Genomic DNA, 14,794 nt, shown 5'->3' with positions numbered 1-14,794 from the left:
GCCGAGATCAGCCTGGCCCGCTTCTTCTGGAGGTATGGCCATGTAAGACCACACAGCTCCTTGGGAGGCAAAACTCCCCAAGAGGTCTACACTGAGACCAAACCCTGTTCCTCCCGCCCGGAGTTAACGATGTCAGGGGCCGAATCTGTCCAGTAAAAGCCGTCCACCTCATAGTGCTCTGACCAGAACCGCCTTGGTTTCATCGGGCCAGGCAGGCCCGCAGGCAACGCAAATCGCTGGCTCTTCCTCTGCCCAGGATTCAGCAGGCCAAGCAGCTTTTTAATCCCGCAATCTGGGCGCTTCGCTGTCGATCTAGTTGCGGAACGCTGCCTCTTTGGGTGAGAAGGAATGCGGTTGTCGGTGTCGACTGGTTGATCCTCCGCAGCCTCAGCAAGGCCTCACGGCTCCAGCACCATCTTCGAGAGGTTCGGTGGGCCCGCACCCTGGTGGCAGCGGTCACGCTTGAGCTCGGAGCTGCGCCGGAGCTACCGGTTCGTGCCGCAGGGGGAGCTGCCCGACCCGGCCTCCTGAGCCAGGGCCCACCAGCGCTCCACTACCTCCGGGCAGCCGTACCAGCAGGGCCCGAAGGCGCCGCCGTGGGCCACCTCTGGCAACACCAGCGGCGTGGAGCCCCCCAGCAGGGCGGAGGCCACCGGCACCAGGCCATCACCGCGATCCGCGGCATCGCCGCTGCTGTTGCGATAGGCCGTGGGCGCCAGGCGCCGGGCCATGGGGGTGGCGCTCTCCAGATCCAGATCGCCCGCCACCGACACGTAGCTCACCCGATCGGCGAAGGGCGAACCCGGCAGGCGCCGCTGCACCATCCGGCGCAACACCGTGGCCTTCAGCGCCGTGTGCGGGCTGCCCAGCATCACCAGGGTGTCGGCCAGGGCCTTGCCGTCGTAGCTGCGGCCCTGGAACGGCGCATCATCGAGGAAGAGCCGCAGCATGATTCCGCCGGAGCTGTGGCCGATCAGGGTCACCCGGCCCGTGGGAGAGCGCGCGGCCAGCTCGGTCACGGTCGTGGCCACCCGATCCAGGATCCGAGCCCAGGCGAAGGAGAACACAGTCAGCAGCCATTCGGCCTTACCCACCGGCACCAGCTTCACCGGCTGTCCGCTCAGATGCCTGAGCCGGTCCACCATCGGGGCGTAGGCCTCAGGGCTGATCAGGAAGCCACCGAGGATCACGATCGGTTGTCGGGGCATGGGCGGAGCTCGGAGGGTCGCCAGGTCGTCCTGGAAGGCTTCGGCTGGGGCTCTGGCCATCGTCGCCTGATGGCCTTGGCCATGGACCGGATCCAGTTCCAGCCGGGTCTATGGGTGGCCTCAGGCCCTGGTTGAGGTCCCCGGCGGGATCTGATCCCGTGCAGGGGGCGTCTGTTTCAACAGGGCCAGAACCTGCTCGTCCCGAAGCTGCTCGAAGTGCTCATACCACAGACCCACGGCCTGGAGATCGTCCACGAGGGCCAGCGCCACCAGGCGATCCACCAGCTGGCTCAGCTCGGTGGCGACGTCGCGATCGACCACCGGCACCGCCAGATCCAGCGAGGCCGGCTCCAGCTTGCGCAGGGAGAGCAGGGCGGCCTTCATGGTCATGCCGGTGGCGATGCCGTCGTCCACCACGATCAGATGACGGCCCCGCAGCTGCTCGCCCGGCGGGTCTCCGAAGAGCTCTTGCCGGCGCCTCAGTTCCATTTCCTGCGCCCGCAGCCAACCGTGGGTGGTGGCGGTGGTCGCCCGCAGAAGTGCGCCCTCTCCGTTGCGCCAGACCACCACCCCACCGGCGGCCACCGCACCGATCGCCAGCTCCGGCCAGGCCGGATCGGCGACCTTGCGCACCGACCAGGTCGCCAGCGGAAGCCCCAGGCGAGAGGCCATGGCCGCCGCCACCGGCACCCCCCCCCTCGGCAGCGCCAGCAGGGTGGTGTCGTGAGCGCGGCCCTGGCGATCAGCGAAGGCGTCCACAAGAGCGAGACCCGCCTGGTGGCGGTTGGTCCAGAGAGGAGGTCGAACAGCCATGTCGTGAGGAGGCGTGAGGGATCGGGAGGCCTTCAGGGCCTGGCCCCTCTCAGATGCCGGAGAAACCAGGTGCGGGCCAGGTGGGCGGCCTGCTCCAGGGTTCCGGGCTCCTCGAACAGATGGCTGGCTGCAGGCCCAGTCGATCGCCCCAATCAGGCGCCGGCTGAGCAGGGGGATGTCGAAGCGCAACGACCGGTCCTGGTCATCGATGCGCTCCTCGGCGGCGGTGAGCAGATCGAACAGCAACGTGGCCAGCCCGCCCTCCACCAGCCCCCTCGCCAAGTGGCGGTTGCGGCGGCTGAAGCGACTGCTGGCCGCTGCCATGGGCGAACAGCACCAGCCCGGCTGACGGATCCGGACGCGTCAGACTGCCTGCCAGCGCTACCCCTGCCGACTGGACGATGACCTCTCGTTCGCTGACAGTGGAACGGCTCACAGCATGCCCTTGAGGCTTCCCTTTCCTAGCCACGGGAGTGGCGGGGGTGCTGCATGGAACCGTCCGAGGCCGCGGCCTGCGAAGGCCATCGTGGATACGGTTCAGGACAAGTACTCCGATCCCCCACCCTCCCGATGCCTGCCATGAACTTGACCCCACACATCCCAGCGACGATGACCTGGAGTCCCCCGAATCAGCCGATCGCGCACTCCAGGACCTGAGGGAGGACCTCACTGGACTGACCGAGGCTGAACTCGAGGGGGCAGCCGGTGTCGAGTCCCCTCCCGGTCGCATCGACTGACCTGGCCCTGCGGCTGATGCGGAGCTCTTCAGGAGACGCGCTCATCGGTGATGAACCTTGACGAACCCGAGGCTCCAGCCGGGCTTCGGGTTCACCGGGCGCTGTTCGACATCCCTGCCGGAGCGACGACGGCCGAGGTTTTCCACCTCCATGAAGCTTCAGCCCTGTTGACACCAACTCCGCCGCCACGGAACTCAGGGATGATTCGGATGGTTTTCAGTCACCCTCGGAGCGATTCGGCTCATTGTTCGTGACGATGCCCAGACAAAAGCCGAGCTCAGCAGGCTCTGGGCTCGGCTGATGTCGACTCAGCCTTCTCCGCCCTCCCCACCTTCTCCGCCCTCACCACCTTCTTCTTTCTTCTCGATCGGGCTAGCGCCTGGAACGGTCTTTTCCATTTTTTCGCCACTGTCTTCCCCGCCCTCCATGGGCTCGGGGGCGCGTCCACAGCCCACAGTGCCGGCCACCAAGCCAGCGGTGGCCAGGAACAGAGCAAGGCTGGAGCGGGCCATGGCAGGACTCGGATGGTGTTTCATTGTCGGGTCGCGGCTCCTGGCCGTCCGTGCATTTGCCACAGCCTGTTGTGCCATTCGTCACAGTCCATGCGTTTCGCGCTTGAACCTCTTCTGGAGGCCCAGCAGGTGGTGGATCTCCGGATGGAACTGCTGGCTGAGGCCGATGCCTGGAGGCCTGGCGTGGAGACCGCCGGTTGGCATGCACGAACGGTCAAGAACAACCGCCAGCTGGATCGGAGTTCACATCTGCAGGGCCAGCTCACTCCACGGGTGGTGGAGCCCCTGTTGCGCCACCCCCTGGTCCAGTCGGCAGCCCTGCCTGTGAGGGTCCATGGGCTGCTGTTCAGCCGTTCAGGGCCCGGTGAAGGCTATGGCCGCCACGTGGACAACGCCTTCATGGCGGAGGGCCGTAGTGATCTCTCCTTCACCCTCTTCCTCAGCGATCCGTCCGGGTACGAGGGAGGTGCGCTGGTGCTGGAATCGCCCTCGGCGGAGGAGGCGCTGCGGCTTCCGGCCGGACATGCGTTGGTGTATCCCAGCACCTTGTTGCATCGCGTCGAACCCGTGACCCAGGGGGAGCGTCTGGTGGCCGTGGGCTGGATTCAGAGTCGGGTTCGCGGCGCCGACCAGCGTGAACTGCTGTTCGAGCTCGACACTGCCCGCCGGGCGCTCTTCCGTCAGGAGGGCAAGAGCGACGTGTTCGATCTGATCAGCCGCAGCTACACCAACCTGTTGCGCCGCTGGGGGGAGTGATCCTGGAAGCGGCGCAATCCTGGCGTCCTTGGTGCCGGCTGGACCTGCTGCGAGTTGGGTCGAAGAGGGGGCAGCGGGGAGGCGATCAGTTCTCCTTCTCACCCGCCCCGTTGTTGTCCCCGGTGCCCTGGCTGTCGGTTGGCGCTTTGGGCTCTGCAATCACCCCCAGGGCACGGCATTCAGCGATCGGATCAACATCTGGTGCCAGGCCCAGCGCCTTGCGCAGTGCATCAAGCTGAGCCACCGATTGGAGATCAATCGTGTTGACCGCCTTCTCGCAGGCCAGCTTCTTGAGGGCCGGGAGATCTGGGCTGCCGCATCCAGTCAGCAGCGCAAGGGTGATGCAGGCACCAATCGGGACAACTCTGACCATGGCGATGCAACCGGAGGAATCGCCTGATTAGAAGTGGCGGCGCACCCCACTCGCAGAGGGAATGCAACCGTCAGGATGGTCTCAGGACGAAACCTTTGGCACTGTTGTGGCTCAGTTGCCACTTCACTGGAGCGGTGTTTCGGCGAGGCAGCAAGCGGTGAGCAGATCCTGATCAGCTCCTGCTCGGAGGCCAAAAGAACCAACGTGAACCTCGCTGACCGCTTCCGTATTTGCCAGGAGCTCAGCCAGGCTCTGGGCCGCGGCGTCCGGCCCGATCTCCGCCGGGATGGCCACACCAAACAACCGATGCAGCTGCTCAAAGCTGGCCGCCGCGTTGAAGGCCAACACCAGTCCCACCGGCAGCGAGGCCTCGTCGGGGTCTGGATCAACAAGCCGATCAATCCAGGGCTGGAGCCGGCTACGCAGGATCAGGGTGACGAGCACACCATTCGGCAGGGCGAGATTCCGCAGCTGCTGACCAGCCACCTGGGCCCTGGGTTTGACGGTGTAGTCGACGATCCCATCATCGACCCGGCTCAGGGCGTTGATCTCCACCGACAGCGCCGGGGTGGGATCCTCACTCATCGCTCACGTGCCAAAGCCGGCAGCCCACATCGCGCAGGCCCCATCCCAGAGGCGGCCGCTAACGACCAGGATCTTCACGGGATCACCTCCTCCACCTGCCCCTCGAGGCCCTCAAGCCAGTGCCAGCAGTGCTGCTGGTCGTGGGCAAGGCATCCAGAAGCTGCAGGTGGTTTAACTCACAGCGGTGCGCTCAGGTGTGATTGATCAGTGGGGCGAGCTCGTGAGACCGCTTCAGGGTCAGATCCTGGGTGCTGCCCGAACGAATCACCGCAGCCGCTCCTGCCCATGGGGCACTCCGACCCTTGCAATGACTGGCGTCAGCTGCGGTTGACAGTGAGCAATCGCTACGCAAATGCTGGCGGGTTGAAGCATCGGGCGCAGACCGTAAGCGCCAGGTCGGGTGATCACTACACGCCGAGTGATTCCCAGTTGCTGGGGATCCCGATAGTCTCTATTTACAAGTCTTCAACCTTTGCTTGTTCATGGATGCCACCAATTCTGTTCCCCATGCCATCAGCCACCGGCAACTGATCACGCTGCTGCAAGCAGCCGTTCCCGACGCCTCGATGGTTGAGTGTGGTGGCGAAGAGGACCGGAGTGATGAACTCGAGGAGCTGCTGCGTAGCTACGGACTGGTGAGCGAACGGCTATTGCAGGCGCTTCAGCAGAGGAATGGAGCCCTGGCCAAGGGACGCAGCCCGCGGCAACTGATGGCGATCGGCGCTTTGCAGGCACATGTGGCCATGGCGCTTCAGGCCCTGACTGCCAGCCAGAACTGAGTTCCCCGGCTCCAGGATGGGCTACCAGGGCAACACCTCACCGTTGGCATGCCAGAAGGTTCCCGAATTCTCCAGTGTGAGGTCATCGATCCGATTCAGCAGCCCTCGCACGGAATCCTCCGGTGCAATCCCCTGGGATGTGAACCCTGTCATCCCGGTGCTCACCATGCCGGGATGGAGGATTCCAACGGCAACACCGCGGGGCTTCAGGTCGATCGAGAGGGATTTTCCCGCCATGCAGAGCGCCACCTTGGACATCCGGTAGCCATAGGAGTTGCCGGAGGTGTTGTCTTCGATCGACCCCATGCGACTGGTCATCAGGATCACCTTGGAGCCTGGCTGAAGCTGGCTCAGACATGCACGGGTAAAGCGCAACGGAGCGATCGCGTTCACCTCGAACTGACGGCGGAGGCTCTCGACATTGAGATCCTCCAGCGTGGTTCTCTCAAGAATCCCGGCATTGTTGATCAGCACATCGATCGGCAGACCCTGCAGCCGCTCCACCAGGGCAGTGATCGACGCCTCATCGGTGACATCCACTCCCGCCTCGATCCGTACGCCAAGATTCTGCAGATCAGCAGAAGGATGGCGGCAGACGGCCACAACAGAATCGCCACGGGAGGCGAGCTGTTTACAGTACTCAAAGCCGATGCCGCGATTGGCGCCGGTGATCAGAACAGTGGCCATAAAAGGGTAAGTCTCCGCTCAGGTTGATTTTGACTCGGATCTTATGCCACGGGGCGCCCACCAGCTTGGCAACTGTGAACGTACATGCAATCATTCGTTTAACGAGCGATTGGGTCGCCGGTGGCATCATCGCAGGCGTTGTTGAAGACGATGCCAGGACAATCATCGTGGGCTCGATCGTGCCGGCCAGGAGCAGAGTGATCAACCTGGATCGCTTTGTTCTGAATTGAAACGGCGGCTCTCATCACATCACGACTGTACTGGCTGCTCTTGAACAGTCATCGGCAGGCCTTGGGAGGCAGGGTGAAGGAGTGGGCCAGCCTTCACGCTGTGGCCAGACATGCCGTCCATCACCACAGCAACCCCACCAAGAAAGCCAGGCCTGCTCCCGCCGGCCCGAAGAAGAAAATACTGGTCATCGCCGCCTCCAGTTCCCGGTCATGTCGTGGCGAGTACTGCGCCACCAGCACATAGCTGATCAGCGTGCTCAGCACAAACCCCACGAGCGCGCCCAGCAGCCCTCGTCCCAGTCGCTTCATGCTGGCTTCGGATCGACTCCGTCTCCATCCTCACTGCGTTCTGCTTCGAACGCCCGTCCCAGTGGTTCCGCCGCGATTCCCTCCACCTCCCGCAGGTAGCGGGCCAGGCCGTCGCTGTTGCCGTGGGTGACGTACACCTGGCGGGCGCCGGTATCCCTAACGGTGCGCAGCAGGCCGTCCCAGTCGGCGTGATCGCTCAGCACGAAGCCGCGCTCGAAGCCCCGCCGCCGCCTGGCACCGCGTACGGCCATCCAGCCGCTCACGAAGGCGGTCTGGGGATCCTTGAACCGCTTCATCCACACCGACCGGTAGGCCGAGGGTGGCGCGATCACCAGCTTCCCCGCCAGGCTTTCGCTGCGCGGCAGGTCGCTCACGGGTCGGGTGGGCGCCATGGTGATCCCCTGCTGGCGGTAGGCGGGCATCAACGCCTGCACGGCCCCGTGCAGCAGCACCTCCTCGTCGACCCCGAGGGCCGCCAGTTCCGCCAGCAGCCGCTGCGCCTTGCCGAAGGCATAGGCGAACAGCAGCGATGGCCGCTCCGGTGCGCCCCGCCACCACTGCAGGATGTCGGCCGTCACCTCGCGGCCCGGCCGCCAGCGGTAGATCGGCAGGCCGAAGGTGGCCTCGGTGATGAACACGTCGGCAGACAACGGCTCGAACGGCGCGCAGCTGGGATCGGCGCAGCGCTTGTAGTCGCCGCTGATCAGCCAGGTTTCACCCCCCGCCGTGATCCTCACCTGGGCTGAGCCGAGCACATGTCCAGCGGAGTGGAACGACACCACAGCTTCGCCGATCCGCAGCTCGGCGCCATAGGCCAGGTTGGTGAACGTGATGCCGGCCCCCAGACGCTGGCGCAGCACCGCCTCGCCGCTGCCCACTGCCCAGTAGGCGCCGCAACCCGAGCGGGCATGGTCGGCGTGGGCATGGGTGATCAGGGCATTCGCCACTGGCCGCCAGGGATCGATCCATGCGCCGGCTGCCGGGCAATAGAGCCCCTGTGGAGTGAGCTGGATAAGGCTGCCTGCCGGCAACGCCATGACACAACGTCAATAACATGTCATCCCTGCTCTAGCAAGGCTTTCCATGGATACGACTGCCCCCCCTCGATCACGGCCGCTGTCACCACCAGCCCCGTGAACCATTGTTCAACTGCCGCCGGGACATCTCGTCGTCTGGAGTCAAGTGTTTGTAAACCTGGGGGTGCGTCCTGTTCGTGAGTCGATTCGGCTGTGCGATGTTCTTGCCATCATCAGGCCTGTCTCTTCGGGCCCAGATGCTGCCAGCGCGTCATGTCATGTCCACCGCGACATGTCTACCACGTCAATCTGAACCTTGCCTGCTCTGTCGATGTCAGTGATCTTTGCTTTCATTGCCCCCATCGTTTTGGCCCTGGCCTTTTCACTCACGGCCTGTGCCAGTTCGGGCTCCATGGCTATGGATGATTTCTGTAATCCCATTGGTGGTGACGGTCTCGGAACATCCACCTGCACCGACTACCTGGCCCAACAGCAGGGCATCGCCGAATCGTTCGTTATCCTTGAGCCAGGTGGGCTTCCTCAGAACGATCTCCTGGATGGCCCACTTCCTGATCTGAAGGGCTGATGCATGATGGCTGAACCCGCATTGTCTAGTTCAGATTTGGCATGCCGTTGCCTTCTCAATCATATGATTGATCACATGGCTATGTTCGTTTTGTGGGCTGAACATGACAATTTTTGCATCTGAGTTGACTTTTGCGCTGTGCCCTGGAGGCCAGTGTAAAAGATCGTTTGCATTGACTGTCTCTTGCACCCCGTTCTTGTTCGCCATCGTGATCTGATCGCTGTGATCTGATCGCTTAAACTGAAGCCCCAGTGTGGGCAGTTGCGCAAATCTCCGTCCAGGCCCTGAAAGAGTGGGGTGGTATCAACTCCCGACGAGAGGCTGAAGAACTCGCCACTGATTTTGCCGAATCCAGTGGCGTTGCCGAACCCGGTTGGCTGGCGGTTCACGGCCTCTGGGATCGAGATCCTATCGCTCATGTCTTCTTTGTCTATGCGTTTTTTGACTTAATCCTCTGGAATTAAATTCTTTGACATTCCTAGCGGAACACTTGTCATGGGAGAAAGTTTTGTATTACAAGGCCTGAGAGTCTTGGGTGGCTGCCTGCCCTCACTGGCGAAGTTTCTTCCTCAAGGCGACTTTCAGCGTCATCCGCCACTTCTCAATTCTTCCAATTCATTGATCTTGGATGATGTCCATGCGTCAACCCATCCCCGATGTTCTGTCGCGGGCTGACGATTTGCTGATCATCTCTTCACTTTGACGATTGGCTGTGACGTCGCCAACGGCGGGGTGTCGTTGAGCCCAACCCCACGCACAAGTTCAGCCGAACTACTCGCAACCCACTGGCTGGCTGGCTCCAGATGCTCGGTCGGCGCAACGTCCTCAGATTCCATCGTGACCCAGCTGCCCGCTACGAGGCATTCGTCTTCATCAATCCAGGGGAGCGGCTCTCCCTGACGAAGGAAACGGCCACAGTGATGGCCTGGGTGCTCGATCAACTGGATTAGCCGCCGGATCTTCAGAAGGCGATCTTCGATCTGCTCAACGACTGAATCTCAGCCGCCGCCCTCCCGCTCCTCTCGGTTGGCGGCATCGAGCAACATTGCCGCCGCGTCTCTGGCATCGCCGGCGGCCCGGGGATCGCGCTCCATGAAGCTGAGCACCAGGGCACCTTCGAGCAGCAGGTGCAGCTGCCGGGCCAGGCGGGCCGGATCGATGATGCCGAGTTCGCGGCAGAGCCCTTCCAGCAGCTCGCGGCAGCCGGCCTTGAAGGCTTCGGCCGCCTGCCGGGGCCGATCGCCTGGATCGGGGTATTCACTGGCCGCCTTGATGAAAAGACACCCGTGGAACGCCGGTGAGCGCACCCAGTCCGTCAGCCAGTCGAACACCGCCAGAACCCGGCCGCGGCTGCCTCCGCTGGCGGCCGCCAGCCTGGCGGTGAGTGAAGTGCCGATCTCGCCGGCCAAGCGCTCCAGCACGGCGGCGATCAACTCCTCCTTTGAGCCGAACTGCTTGTAGAGGGTCATCTTGGCCACGCCGGCCTCGGCCAGGAGCGTGTCGATGCCCACGGCTCGGTAGCCCTGGCGCGAGAAGAGCTCCGAAGCGGTGCTGAGCAGAGCCTCCCGCTTGGTGGAAGTCCTTCCGGCAGCACCTGTTTCAGCCATGGTCATGCTTCAATTTCAGACAGGCTAGCCGGTAGACAGAAAGGTCTGCTACTGTTTAAGACAGATGGGTCTGTCCTCGCTGGCGGGCCCTCTGGTCACCCGTTCCCTTGGTCCTATGTCTTCAGCACCCATCACGTCTGGCGCGTCCCATCCGGTCAGTCACGACGAGCACTTCCTTGCCCTTGAGGGCTATGACGCGGTGTCCTATTTCGACGGCCAGCCCCTGCCCGGATGGTCTGAACACTCCTCGGAGCACGCCGGGGTCACCTAGCGCTTCGCTTCGGACAACAACATGCGGCGTTTTCACGACGACCCACTCACCTACATCGTGACGGACGACAGGCTTTATCTCTTTGACAACGGCGAACATGGCAACACAACGCCCCAGTGGCAGGCCGACGACCAGAGAGCATCAAGGTCGCGGCCGATGCGCGCTGGGCCATCGGAAATCTCCTTCCCCTCTGATGATGTTCACCCTCAGGCTTTTTGCACGCTCTCCACATTCTCCTCACTACTCTTCGGTTTCATGATCAAACTCTACGGCCACGAACTCTCCGGCAATAGCTATAAGGTGCGCCTGCTGCTCGAGTTGCTCGGCGTCCCTTACGAATGGGTACGTGTCGATCTGATGCAGGGGGAGCACAAGTCGTCGCCCTTTCTGGCGCTCAATCCGTTCGGCCAGGTGCCCGTTCTGGACGATGGCGACAACACCCTTTCCGACGCCCAGGCGATCCTCTTGTATCTGGCCGCTCGCCAGGGCGATGGCCAGTGGTTTCCCATCGGCCCCCTCGAGCAGGCCCGGGTGGTGCGCTGGCTCTCCACGGCTGCCGGCGAAGTGCGGCAGGGTCCCGAGAGTGCCCGCCTGCATCACCTGTTCGGTGTGAAGGCCATTCCGATTGAACGCGCCCAGGAGAAAGCCGCCTTCATTCTGGATCAGCTGGAACGGCACCTGAGCGATCGGGACTGGCTGGAGCTGGATCGTCCCACGATCGCCGACATCGCTGTGTTTCCCTATGTGGCCCTCTCGGGGGGTGGCGGCATCGATCTGGCTCCCTATCCCTATGTGCGCGCCTGGATCGGACGCATTCAGGCTCTGCCGGGCTACGTGCCGATGACGGGGCTGGAAGCCGCCGCGGAAACCCAGCCATGAGCCAGCACTACCTCCATCGTCATCTCACCCCCGCCGTGGGGGAGGCCCAGGAGCAGGCCTATGGTCAGAAGAGCTACGGCGTGCCGGACGCTCCGGAGCCCGATCGTCTCGGTGCCAAGGAGATCGCCTTTATCAGCGCCCGTGACAGCTTCTATCTGGCCAGCCTCACCGAAGCTGGGGCGCCTTACATCCAGCATCGCGGCGGTCCGGTGGGTTTTCTGCGGGTGCTCGATGAGCGAACCCTTGGCTTTGCTGATTACGGAGGCAACCGGCAACTGCTCACCACGGGGCACCTGCGTGGTGATCCGCGGCTTGCCCTGTTCCTGATGGATTACCCCAACCGCCGGCGTCTGAAGCTCGATGGCACCGCCGAGGTGGTGCCGCTGGATGCCGATCCCGACCTCCGCTCGCAGTTGAGTTTGCAGAATTCGGGGGCAGGTGAGTTGGAACGCCTCTTTCGCATTGAGCTGGACGGCTTCGACTGGAACTGCCCGCAATTCATCACGCCCCGCTTCACGGCGTTGGAGGTGGAGCATGCGGTGCGGCCACTGCGGCAGCGCATCGCCGATCTTGAGGCCGAGCTGCTTCGGTTTCAATCCTCCGCAGAGGATCGAGATCCTGCTGCAGGGAACTAATGGCGATGACTCCGTCATCTGGGAACGCGGAGCGGGGCCCTGGCGATGCTGAGCACTCTCTGCGGCCGCTCCCCCTCCAGACTTCAGGCAGTCCAGTCGATGGCCGATCGAGCTGTGGCGGCCCGCAGGGAGTTCTGGGATGGCATTCACCGGGCGCTGGTCATGGCGCCCTGACCCACCACGTATCCCGCTACCAATGCACATCCGGTAAGTCGCGGAACACCTGGCGCACACCCACACCCCAGGCGCTGCTCAACTCCGCGAACTCGGCATCGCCCTCGCTGAAGCGGCGGCGTTGGGTGATGGCCAGGCTGTCACGCTCGTAGGCGATCAGATCGATCGGCATCCCCACTGAAAGATTGCTGCGCATGGTGGAATCGAATGACACCAGCACGCACTTGGCCGCTTCCGCCAGCGAGGTGTCGGAGTGAATCACCCGGTCGATGATCGGCTTGCCGTATTTCGCCTCGCCAGTTTGCAGAAATGGTGTGTCTGCGCTGGCTTCGATGAAATTGCCCTCGGCATACATCCGGAACAGCCTCGGCGCTTCGCCCCTGATCTGGCCGCCCACCAGAAACGACGCATTGAACCCACTCCCTGAGGCTTCCAGGTGGGCGGCATCACGCTGTTGGACCTTGCGGACCACATCCGACACCAACACCATGACGTCGAACATCGTGCGCGCCGTCCACAGATTGTCGCTCCCATCGCCTTCGTCGGCCCGCTGGCGCAACAGGCTGATCACCGCCTGGGTGCCGGCCAGGCTGCCGGAGCTGAGAAGCACGAGCACCCGATCGCCGCGGCGCTCGAACACCGTCATCTTGCAAAAGGTGGCGAAATTATCCACACCCGCATTGGTGCGTGAATCCGAGCCGAAGACCATGCCGGACTGAAGCAGCACCCCCACGCAATAGGTCATGCGATCCACACCTGGAAGGATTGCAGTGTCGAGGGACCGAAGCTGGTGGTGAGTGACACATCGGCCGTATCCCTGCCGCGGGCGATCAGGATCCGCTCGATCCGCGCATTGTTGTTATGCGGGTCGAACACATGCCCGCCACCGCCGAGGTAGACCTCGAACCAGCCAGCGAAGTCCATAGCCGAGTGGGGCGGCGGCACCTCGATTTCCCTCAGGTAACCGGTATAGTAGCGAGCTGGAATGTTTGCAGCGGCAGAAGGCAATTGCCAGATGGGCGAAATCTTGGCACACGCCCACACTGCTTTCATAGCATAGGTCTTTAGAGCCGATTTGGTTTGGCTTGAACGCCTGTAGTTGAGGCGCACATGGCGGTGCACGGCATCGCTGATCGCCTGCACCCGCCCCCAGCCGGTGAGCGCCCGTTCGACCAACGGCCAGGGCGGTGAGGAGATCGCTCTCGCAATAACGGCTGGCCTGCAGGAACAGGAGCACCTCTTCCGGCAGCCGCGCCTCCGCCGAGGTGAGATTCTGCACATCCTGGCGGCCCCACCGCGTTGACGGCAGCAGGACGCGCCCTTAGTCATGATGGGGCAGGCCCCGCAGCGTTCCAGGGCACTCGACACCCACCGGCACGATCGGCAAGCTCTTCGCGGCGATCGGGGTCGAGGACAGCGAGGAGCACCGCCGCGCCTACCTAATCGTCGCCGGACACCCTGGCCGGCAAGGCGGATCCTGGCCACCGACAGGCTGCCGATGCCACTGATGAGGCAGCCGGCCTGCACCCCCTCTTGCCCTAGCAGCTGCTCCAGGGTCAGGCGCAGGTCCACCCCTGGCTGCAACCGGCAGCGGCACCACCTTCATGCGCTCGGCCCCTCCACGAGTCCCTGGATCATCACCAGGGCATCGACGTAGCCCAGCTGCCGGTGGCGAAACGCCCCTGGCACGGTGCCGACAGTGCGGAAGCCGTTGCGCTCCCAGCAGCGGATGCCGGCAGTGTTGGTGCTCACCACCAGGTTGAACTGCATCGCCCGATACCCCAGCCGTCGGGCGGCCTGGAGCGAGTGCTGGCAGAGACGACTGCCGAGGCCTTCCCCCCGGCACTGCTCGGCCACCACGTAGCCGGCGTTGGCCACATGGGCACCGAGGGCGAGGGAGTTGGGCCTGAGGTAGTAGGTGCCCACCACGGCCCCTGTGGCACCGATGGCCACCATGACGGACTGGCTCTGCTCCACCCACAGTGCGCGGGCCTCGACTTCTGTGATGGCTGGATTGTGGGGGAAGGTCTCCCCGGCGCGGAACACCGGCTCCAGCAGTCGCCACACTCCAGGCCAGTCGGGGGGCTCAAACGGGCGGATCTGCAGCGGGGATGCCACCGGGGCCGGGGATGCCGATCATCAGGGCTGTGATTGTCTCGCCTTTTGTTGCCGCCATGCGTGAGCTGCTGCACTTCGCCACCCAACGGGCCCAGGAGCTGGTGGACATCACCGAGGCCGTTACCGCGGTGGTGCGGCGCAGCGGCATCGCCGATGGGCTGGTGCATGTCTACGCCCAGGGCGCTACCGCGGCTGTGATGATTCAGGAGAACTGGGATGAGAGCGTTCAGGAGGACGTGATCGATTTCCTGCGCCAGCAGATCCCGAAAGGTGTCTGGAAGCATGACGCCCAGGACGGCAACGGTGATGCCCACCTCAAAGCCGGTCTGGTGGGGCCGTCGGAAACCATCCCGCTGATCGACGGGCACCTGGGCCTGTCGCGCTGGCAGAACATCTTCTTCTGCGAGTTCGATGGCCCGCGCCAGGAGCGCTCGGTGGTGGTGACGGTGCTGGTCGCCTGATCACCCCATAACGGAAGGCGCCCCGTGGGGGGCGCCTTAGCACCGGTTGCGGATCATC

Annotated in this window: 20 protein-coding genes and 1 pseudogene; 7 read left to right on the top strand and 14 right to left on the bottom strand. The window is 63.6% G+C overall.

Annotated elements, in window-relative coordinates; all coding sequences use genetic code 11:
* Positions 1-485: 485 nt before the first annotated feature.
* The 3 genes from KBY67_RS05065 to KBY67_RS05055 form a co-directional block, all read right to left on the bottom strand.
* On the bottom strand, positions 486-1,208 hold the full coding sequence (locus tag KBY67_RS05065) for a triacylglycerol lipase (protein ID WP_255109388.1): 723 nt from the start codon (positions 1,206-1,208) through the stop codon (positions 486-488).
* A gap of 120 nt (positions 1,209-1,328) precedes the next feature.
* Entirely contained in the window at positions 1,329-2,345 is a 1,017-nt protein-coding gene (locus KBY67_RS05060) for a phosphoribosyltransferase (RefSeq protein ID WP_255109385.1), read from the bottom strand.
* A 721-nt stretch (positions 2,346-3,066) separates the two neighbouring features.
* Positions 3,067-3,270, bottom strand: coding sequence for a hypothetical protein (locus KBY67_RS05055; protein WP_255109383.1), 204 nt, complete (start codon positions 3,268-3,270; stop codon positions 3,067-3,069).
* Between the two features lie 90 nt (positions 3,271-3,360).
* On the opposite strand from KBY67_RS05055, the gene KBY67_RS05050 reads away from it, so the two are divergent.
* Positions 3,361-4,026, top strand: a complete 666-nt coding sequence (locus KBY67_RS05050; RefSeq protein ID WP_255109381.1) for a Fe2+-dependent dioxygenase — start codon at positions 3,361-3,363, stop codon at positions 4,024-4,026.
* 85 nt (positions 4,027-4,111) lie between these two features.
* Here KBY67_RS05050 and KBY67_RS05045 read toward each other — a convergent pair whose 3' ends face one another.
* Together KBY67_RS05045 and KBY67_RS05040 are read right to left on the bottom strand one after the other, a co-directional pair.
* Complete coding sequence (locus tag KBY67_RS05045; RefSeq protein ID WP_255109379.1) at positions 4,112-4,399, bottom strand: hypothetical protein; 288 nt, start codon at positions 4,397-4,399, stop codon at positions 4,112-4,114.
* A gap of 123 nt (positions 4,400-4,522) precedes the next feature.
* Positions 4,523-4,984, bottom strand: a complete 462-nt coding sequence (locus KBY67_RS05040; RefSeq protein WP_255109377.1) for a hypothetical protein — start codon at positions 4,982-4,984, stop codon at positions 4,523-4,525.
* Between the two features lie 482 nt (positions 4,985-5,466).
* On the opposite strand from KBY67_RS05040, the gene KBY67_RS05035 reads away from it, so the two are divergent.
* Positions 5,467-5,763: a hypothetical protein gene (locus tag KBY67_RS05035; RefSeq protein WP_255109375.1), complete on the top strand. Its 297-nt coding sequence runs from the start codon at positions 5,467-5,469 to the stop codon at positions 5,761-5,763.
* 21 nt (positions 5,764-5,784) lie between these two features.
* Here KBY67_RS05035 and KBY67_RS05030 read toward each other — a convergent pair whose 3' ends face one another.
* The 3 genes from KBY67_RS05030 to KBY67_RS05020 form a co-directional block, all read right to left on the bottom strand.
* Positions 5,785-6,450, bottom strand: coding sequence for an SDR family oxidoreductase (locus KBY67_RS05030; RefSeq protein WP_255109373.1), 666 nt, complete (start codon positions 6,448-6,450; stop codon positions 5,785-5,787).
* A 350-nt stretch (positions 6,451-6,800) separates the two neighbouring features.
* Positions 6,801-6,989, bottom strand: a complete 189-nt coding sequence (locus KBY67_RS05025) for a hypothetical protein (RefSeq protein WP_255109371.1) — start codon at positions 6,987-6,989, stop codon at positions 6,801-6,803.
* A complete protein-coding gene (locus KBY67_RS05020; RefSeq protein ID WP_255109369.1) occupies positions 6,986-8,026 on the bottom strand; it encodes a ligase-associated DNA damage response exonuclease in 1,041 nt (346 codons plus the stop codon). The genes KBY67_RS05025 and KBY67_RS05020 overlap by 4 nt, the downstream gene beginning before the upstream one ends.
* A 295-nt stretch (positions 8,027-8,321) precedes the next feature.
* Here KBY67_RS05020 and KBY67_RS05015 point away from each other — a divergent pair, with 295 nt between their 5' ends.
* The gene (locus tag KBY67_RS05015) at positions 8,322-8,591 is read left to right on the top strand and encodes a quinolinate synthetase (RefSeq protein ID WP_255109367.1); all 270 of its coding nucleotides are present in this window, start codon (positions 8,322-8,324) and stop codon (positions 8,589-8,591) included.
* A 998-nt stretch (positions 8,592-9,589) separates the two neighbouring features.
* On the opposite strand, the gene KBY67_RS05010 is transcribed toward KBY67_RS05015, so the two are convergent.
* Both KBY67_RS05010 and KBY67_RS05005 read right to left on the bottom strand, forming a co-directional pair.
* Complete coding sequence (locus KBY67_RS05010) at positions 9,590-10,198, bottom strand: TetR/AcrR family transcriptional regulator (RefSeq protein ID WP_255109365.1); 609 nt, start codon at positions 10,196-10,198, stop codon at positions 9,590-9,592.
* A gap of 121 nt (positions 10,199-10,319) precedes the next feature.
* Positions 10,320-10,568, bottom strand: coding sequence for a hypothetical protein (locus tag KBY67_RS05005; RefSeq protein WP_255109363.1), 249 nt, complete (start codon positions 10,566-10,568; stop codon positions 10,320-10,322).
* 156 nt (positions 10,569-10,724) lie between these two features.
* Between KBY67_RS05005 and KBY67_RS05000 the strand changes: the two genes are divergently transcribed.
* The 3 genes from KBY67_RS05000 to KBY67_RS04990 are packed head-to-tail and all read left to right on the top strand — an operon-like array spanning position 10,725 to position 12,157.
* On the top strand, positions 10,725-11,348 hold the full coding sequence (locus KBY67_RS05000) for a glutathione S-transferase family protein (protein WP_255109361.1): 624 nt from the start codon (positions 10,725-10,727) through the stop codon (positions 11,346-11,348).
* On the top strand, positions 11,345-11,983 hold the full coding sequence (locus KBY67_RS04995) for a pyridoxamine 5'-phosphate oxidase family protein (protein ID WP_255109359.1): 639 nt from the start codon (positions 11,345-11,347) through the stop codon (positions 11,981-11,983). The genes KBY67_RS05000 and KBY67_RS04995 overlap by 4 nt, the downstream gene beginning before the upstream one ends.
* 45 nt (positions 11,984-12,028) lie before the next feature.
* Positions 12,029-12,157: a DUF3050 domain-containing protein gene (locus KBY67_RS04990; protein WP_255109351.1), complete on the top strand. Its 129-nt coding sequence runs from the start codon at positions 12,029-12,031 to the stop codon at positions 12,155-12,157.
* Between the two features lie 16 nt (positions 12,158-12,173).
* On the opposite strand, the gene KBY67_RS04985 is transcribed toward KBY67_RS04990, so the two are convergent.
* The 4 genes and pseudogenes from KBY67_RS04985 to KBY67_RS04975 form a co-directional block, all read right to left on the bottom strand.
* Positions 12,174-12,902, bottom strand: coding sequence for a peptidase (locus tag KBY67_RS04985; protein WP_255109350.1), 729 nt, complete (start codon positions 12,900-12,902; stop codon positions 12,174-12,176).
* Positions 12,899-13,333, bottom strand: a complete 435-nt coding sequence (locus tag KBY67_RS04980) for a transglutaminase family protein (RefSeq protein WP_255109348.1) — start codon at positions 13,331-13,333, stop codon at positions 12,899-12,901. Before KBY67_RS04980 ends, KBY67_RS04985 begins: the two co-directional genes overlap by 4 nt.
* A gap of 342 nt (positions 13,334-13,675) precedes the next feature.
* Positions 13,676-13,729, bottom strand: a pseudogene (locus tag KBY67_RS14880) (hypothetical protein); the annotation flags it as partial.
* A gap of 30 nt (positions 13,730-13,759) precedes the next feature.
* Positions 13,760-14,275 carry a GNAT family N-acetyltransferase gene (locus tag KBY67_RS04975; RefSeq protein WP_255109346.1) on the bottom strand — a complete coding sequence of 172 codons (516 nt, stop codon included), beginning with the start codon at positions 14,273-14,275 and terminating at the stop codon, positions 13,760-13,762.
* Positions 14,276-14,331: 56 nt separating this feature from the next.
* Here KBY67_RS04975 and KBY67_RS04970 point away from each other — a divergent pair, with 56 nt between their 5' ends.
* Positions 14,332-14,736: a secondary thiamine-phosphate synthase enzyme YjbQ gene (locus tag KBY67_RS04970; RefSeq protein ID WP_255109345.1), complete on the top strand. Its 405-nt coding sequence runs from the start codon at positions 14,332-14,334 to the stop codon at positions 14,734-14,736.
* The last annotated feature ends 58 nt before the right edge of the window (positions 14,737-14,794 follow it).

The organism is Synechococcus sp. RedBA-s (assembly GCF_024345495.1).
In the GTDB taxonomy this organism is placed as follows: domain Bacteria; phylum Cyanobacteriota; class Cyanobacteriia; order PCC-6307; family Cyanobiaceae; genus Regnicoccus_A.
This window is presented reverse-complemented; position numbering and strand designations above follow the sequence as displayed.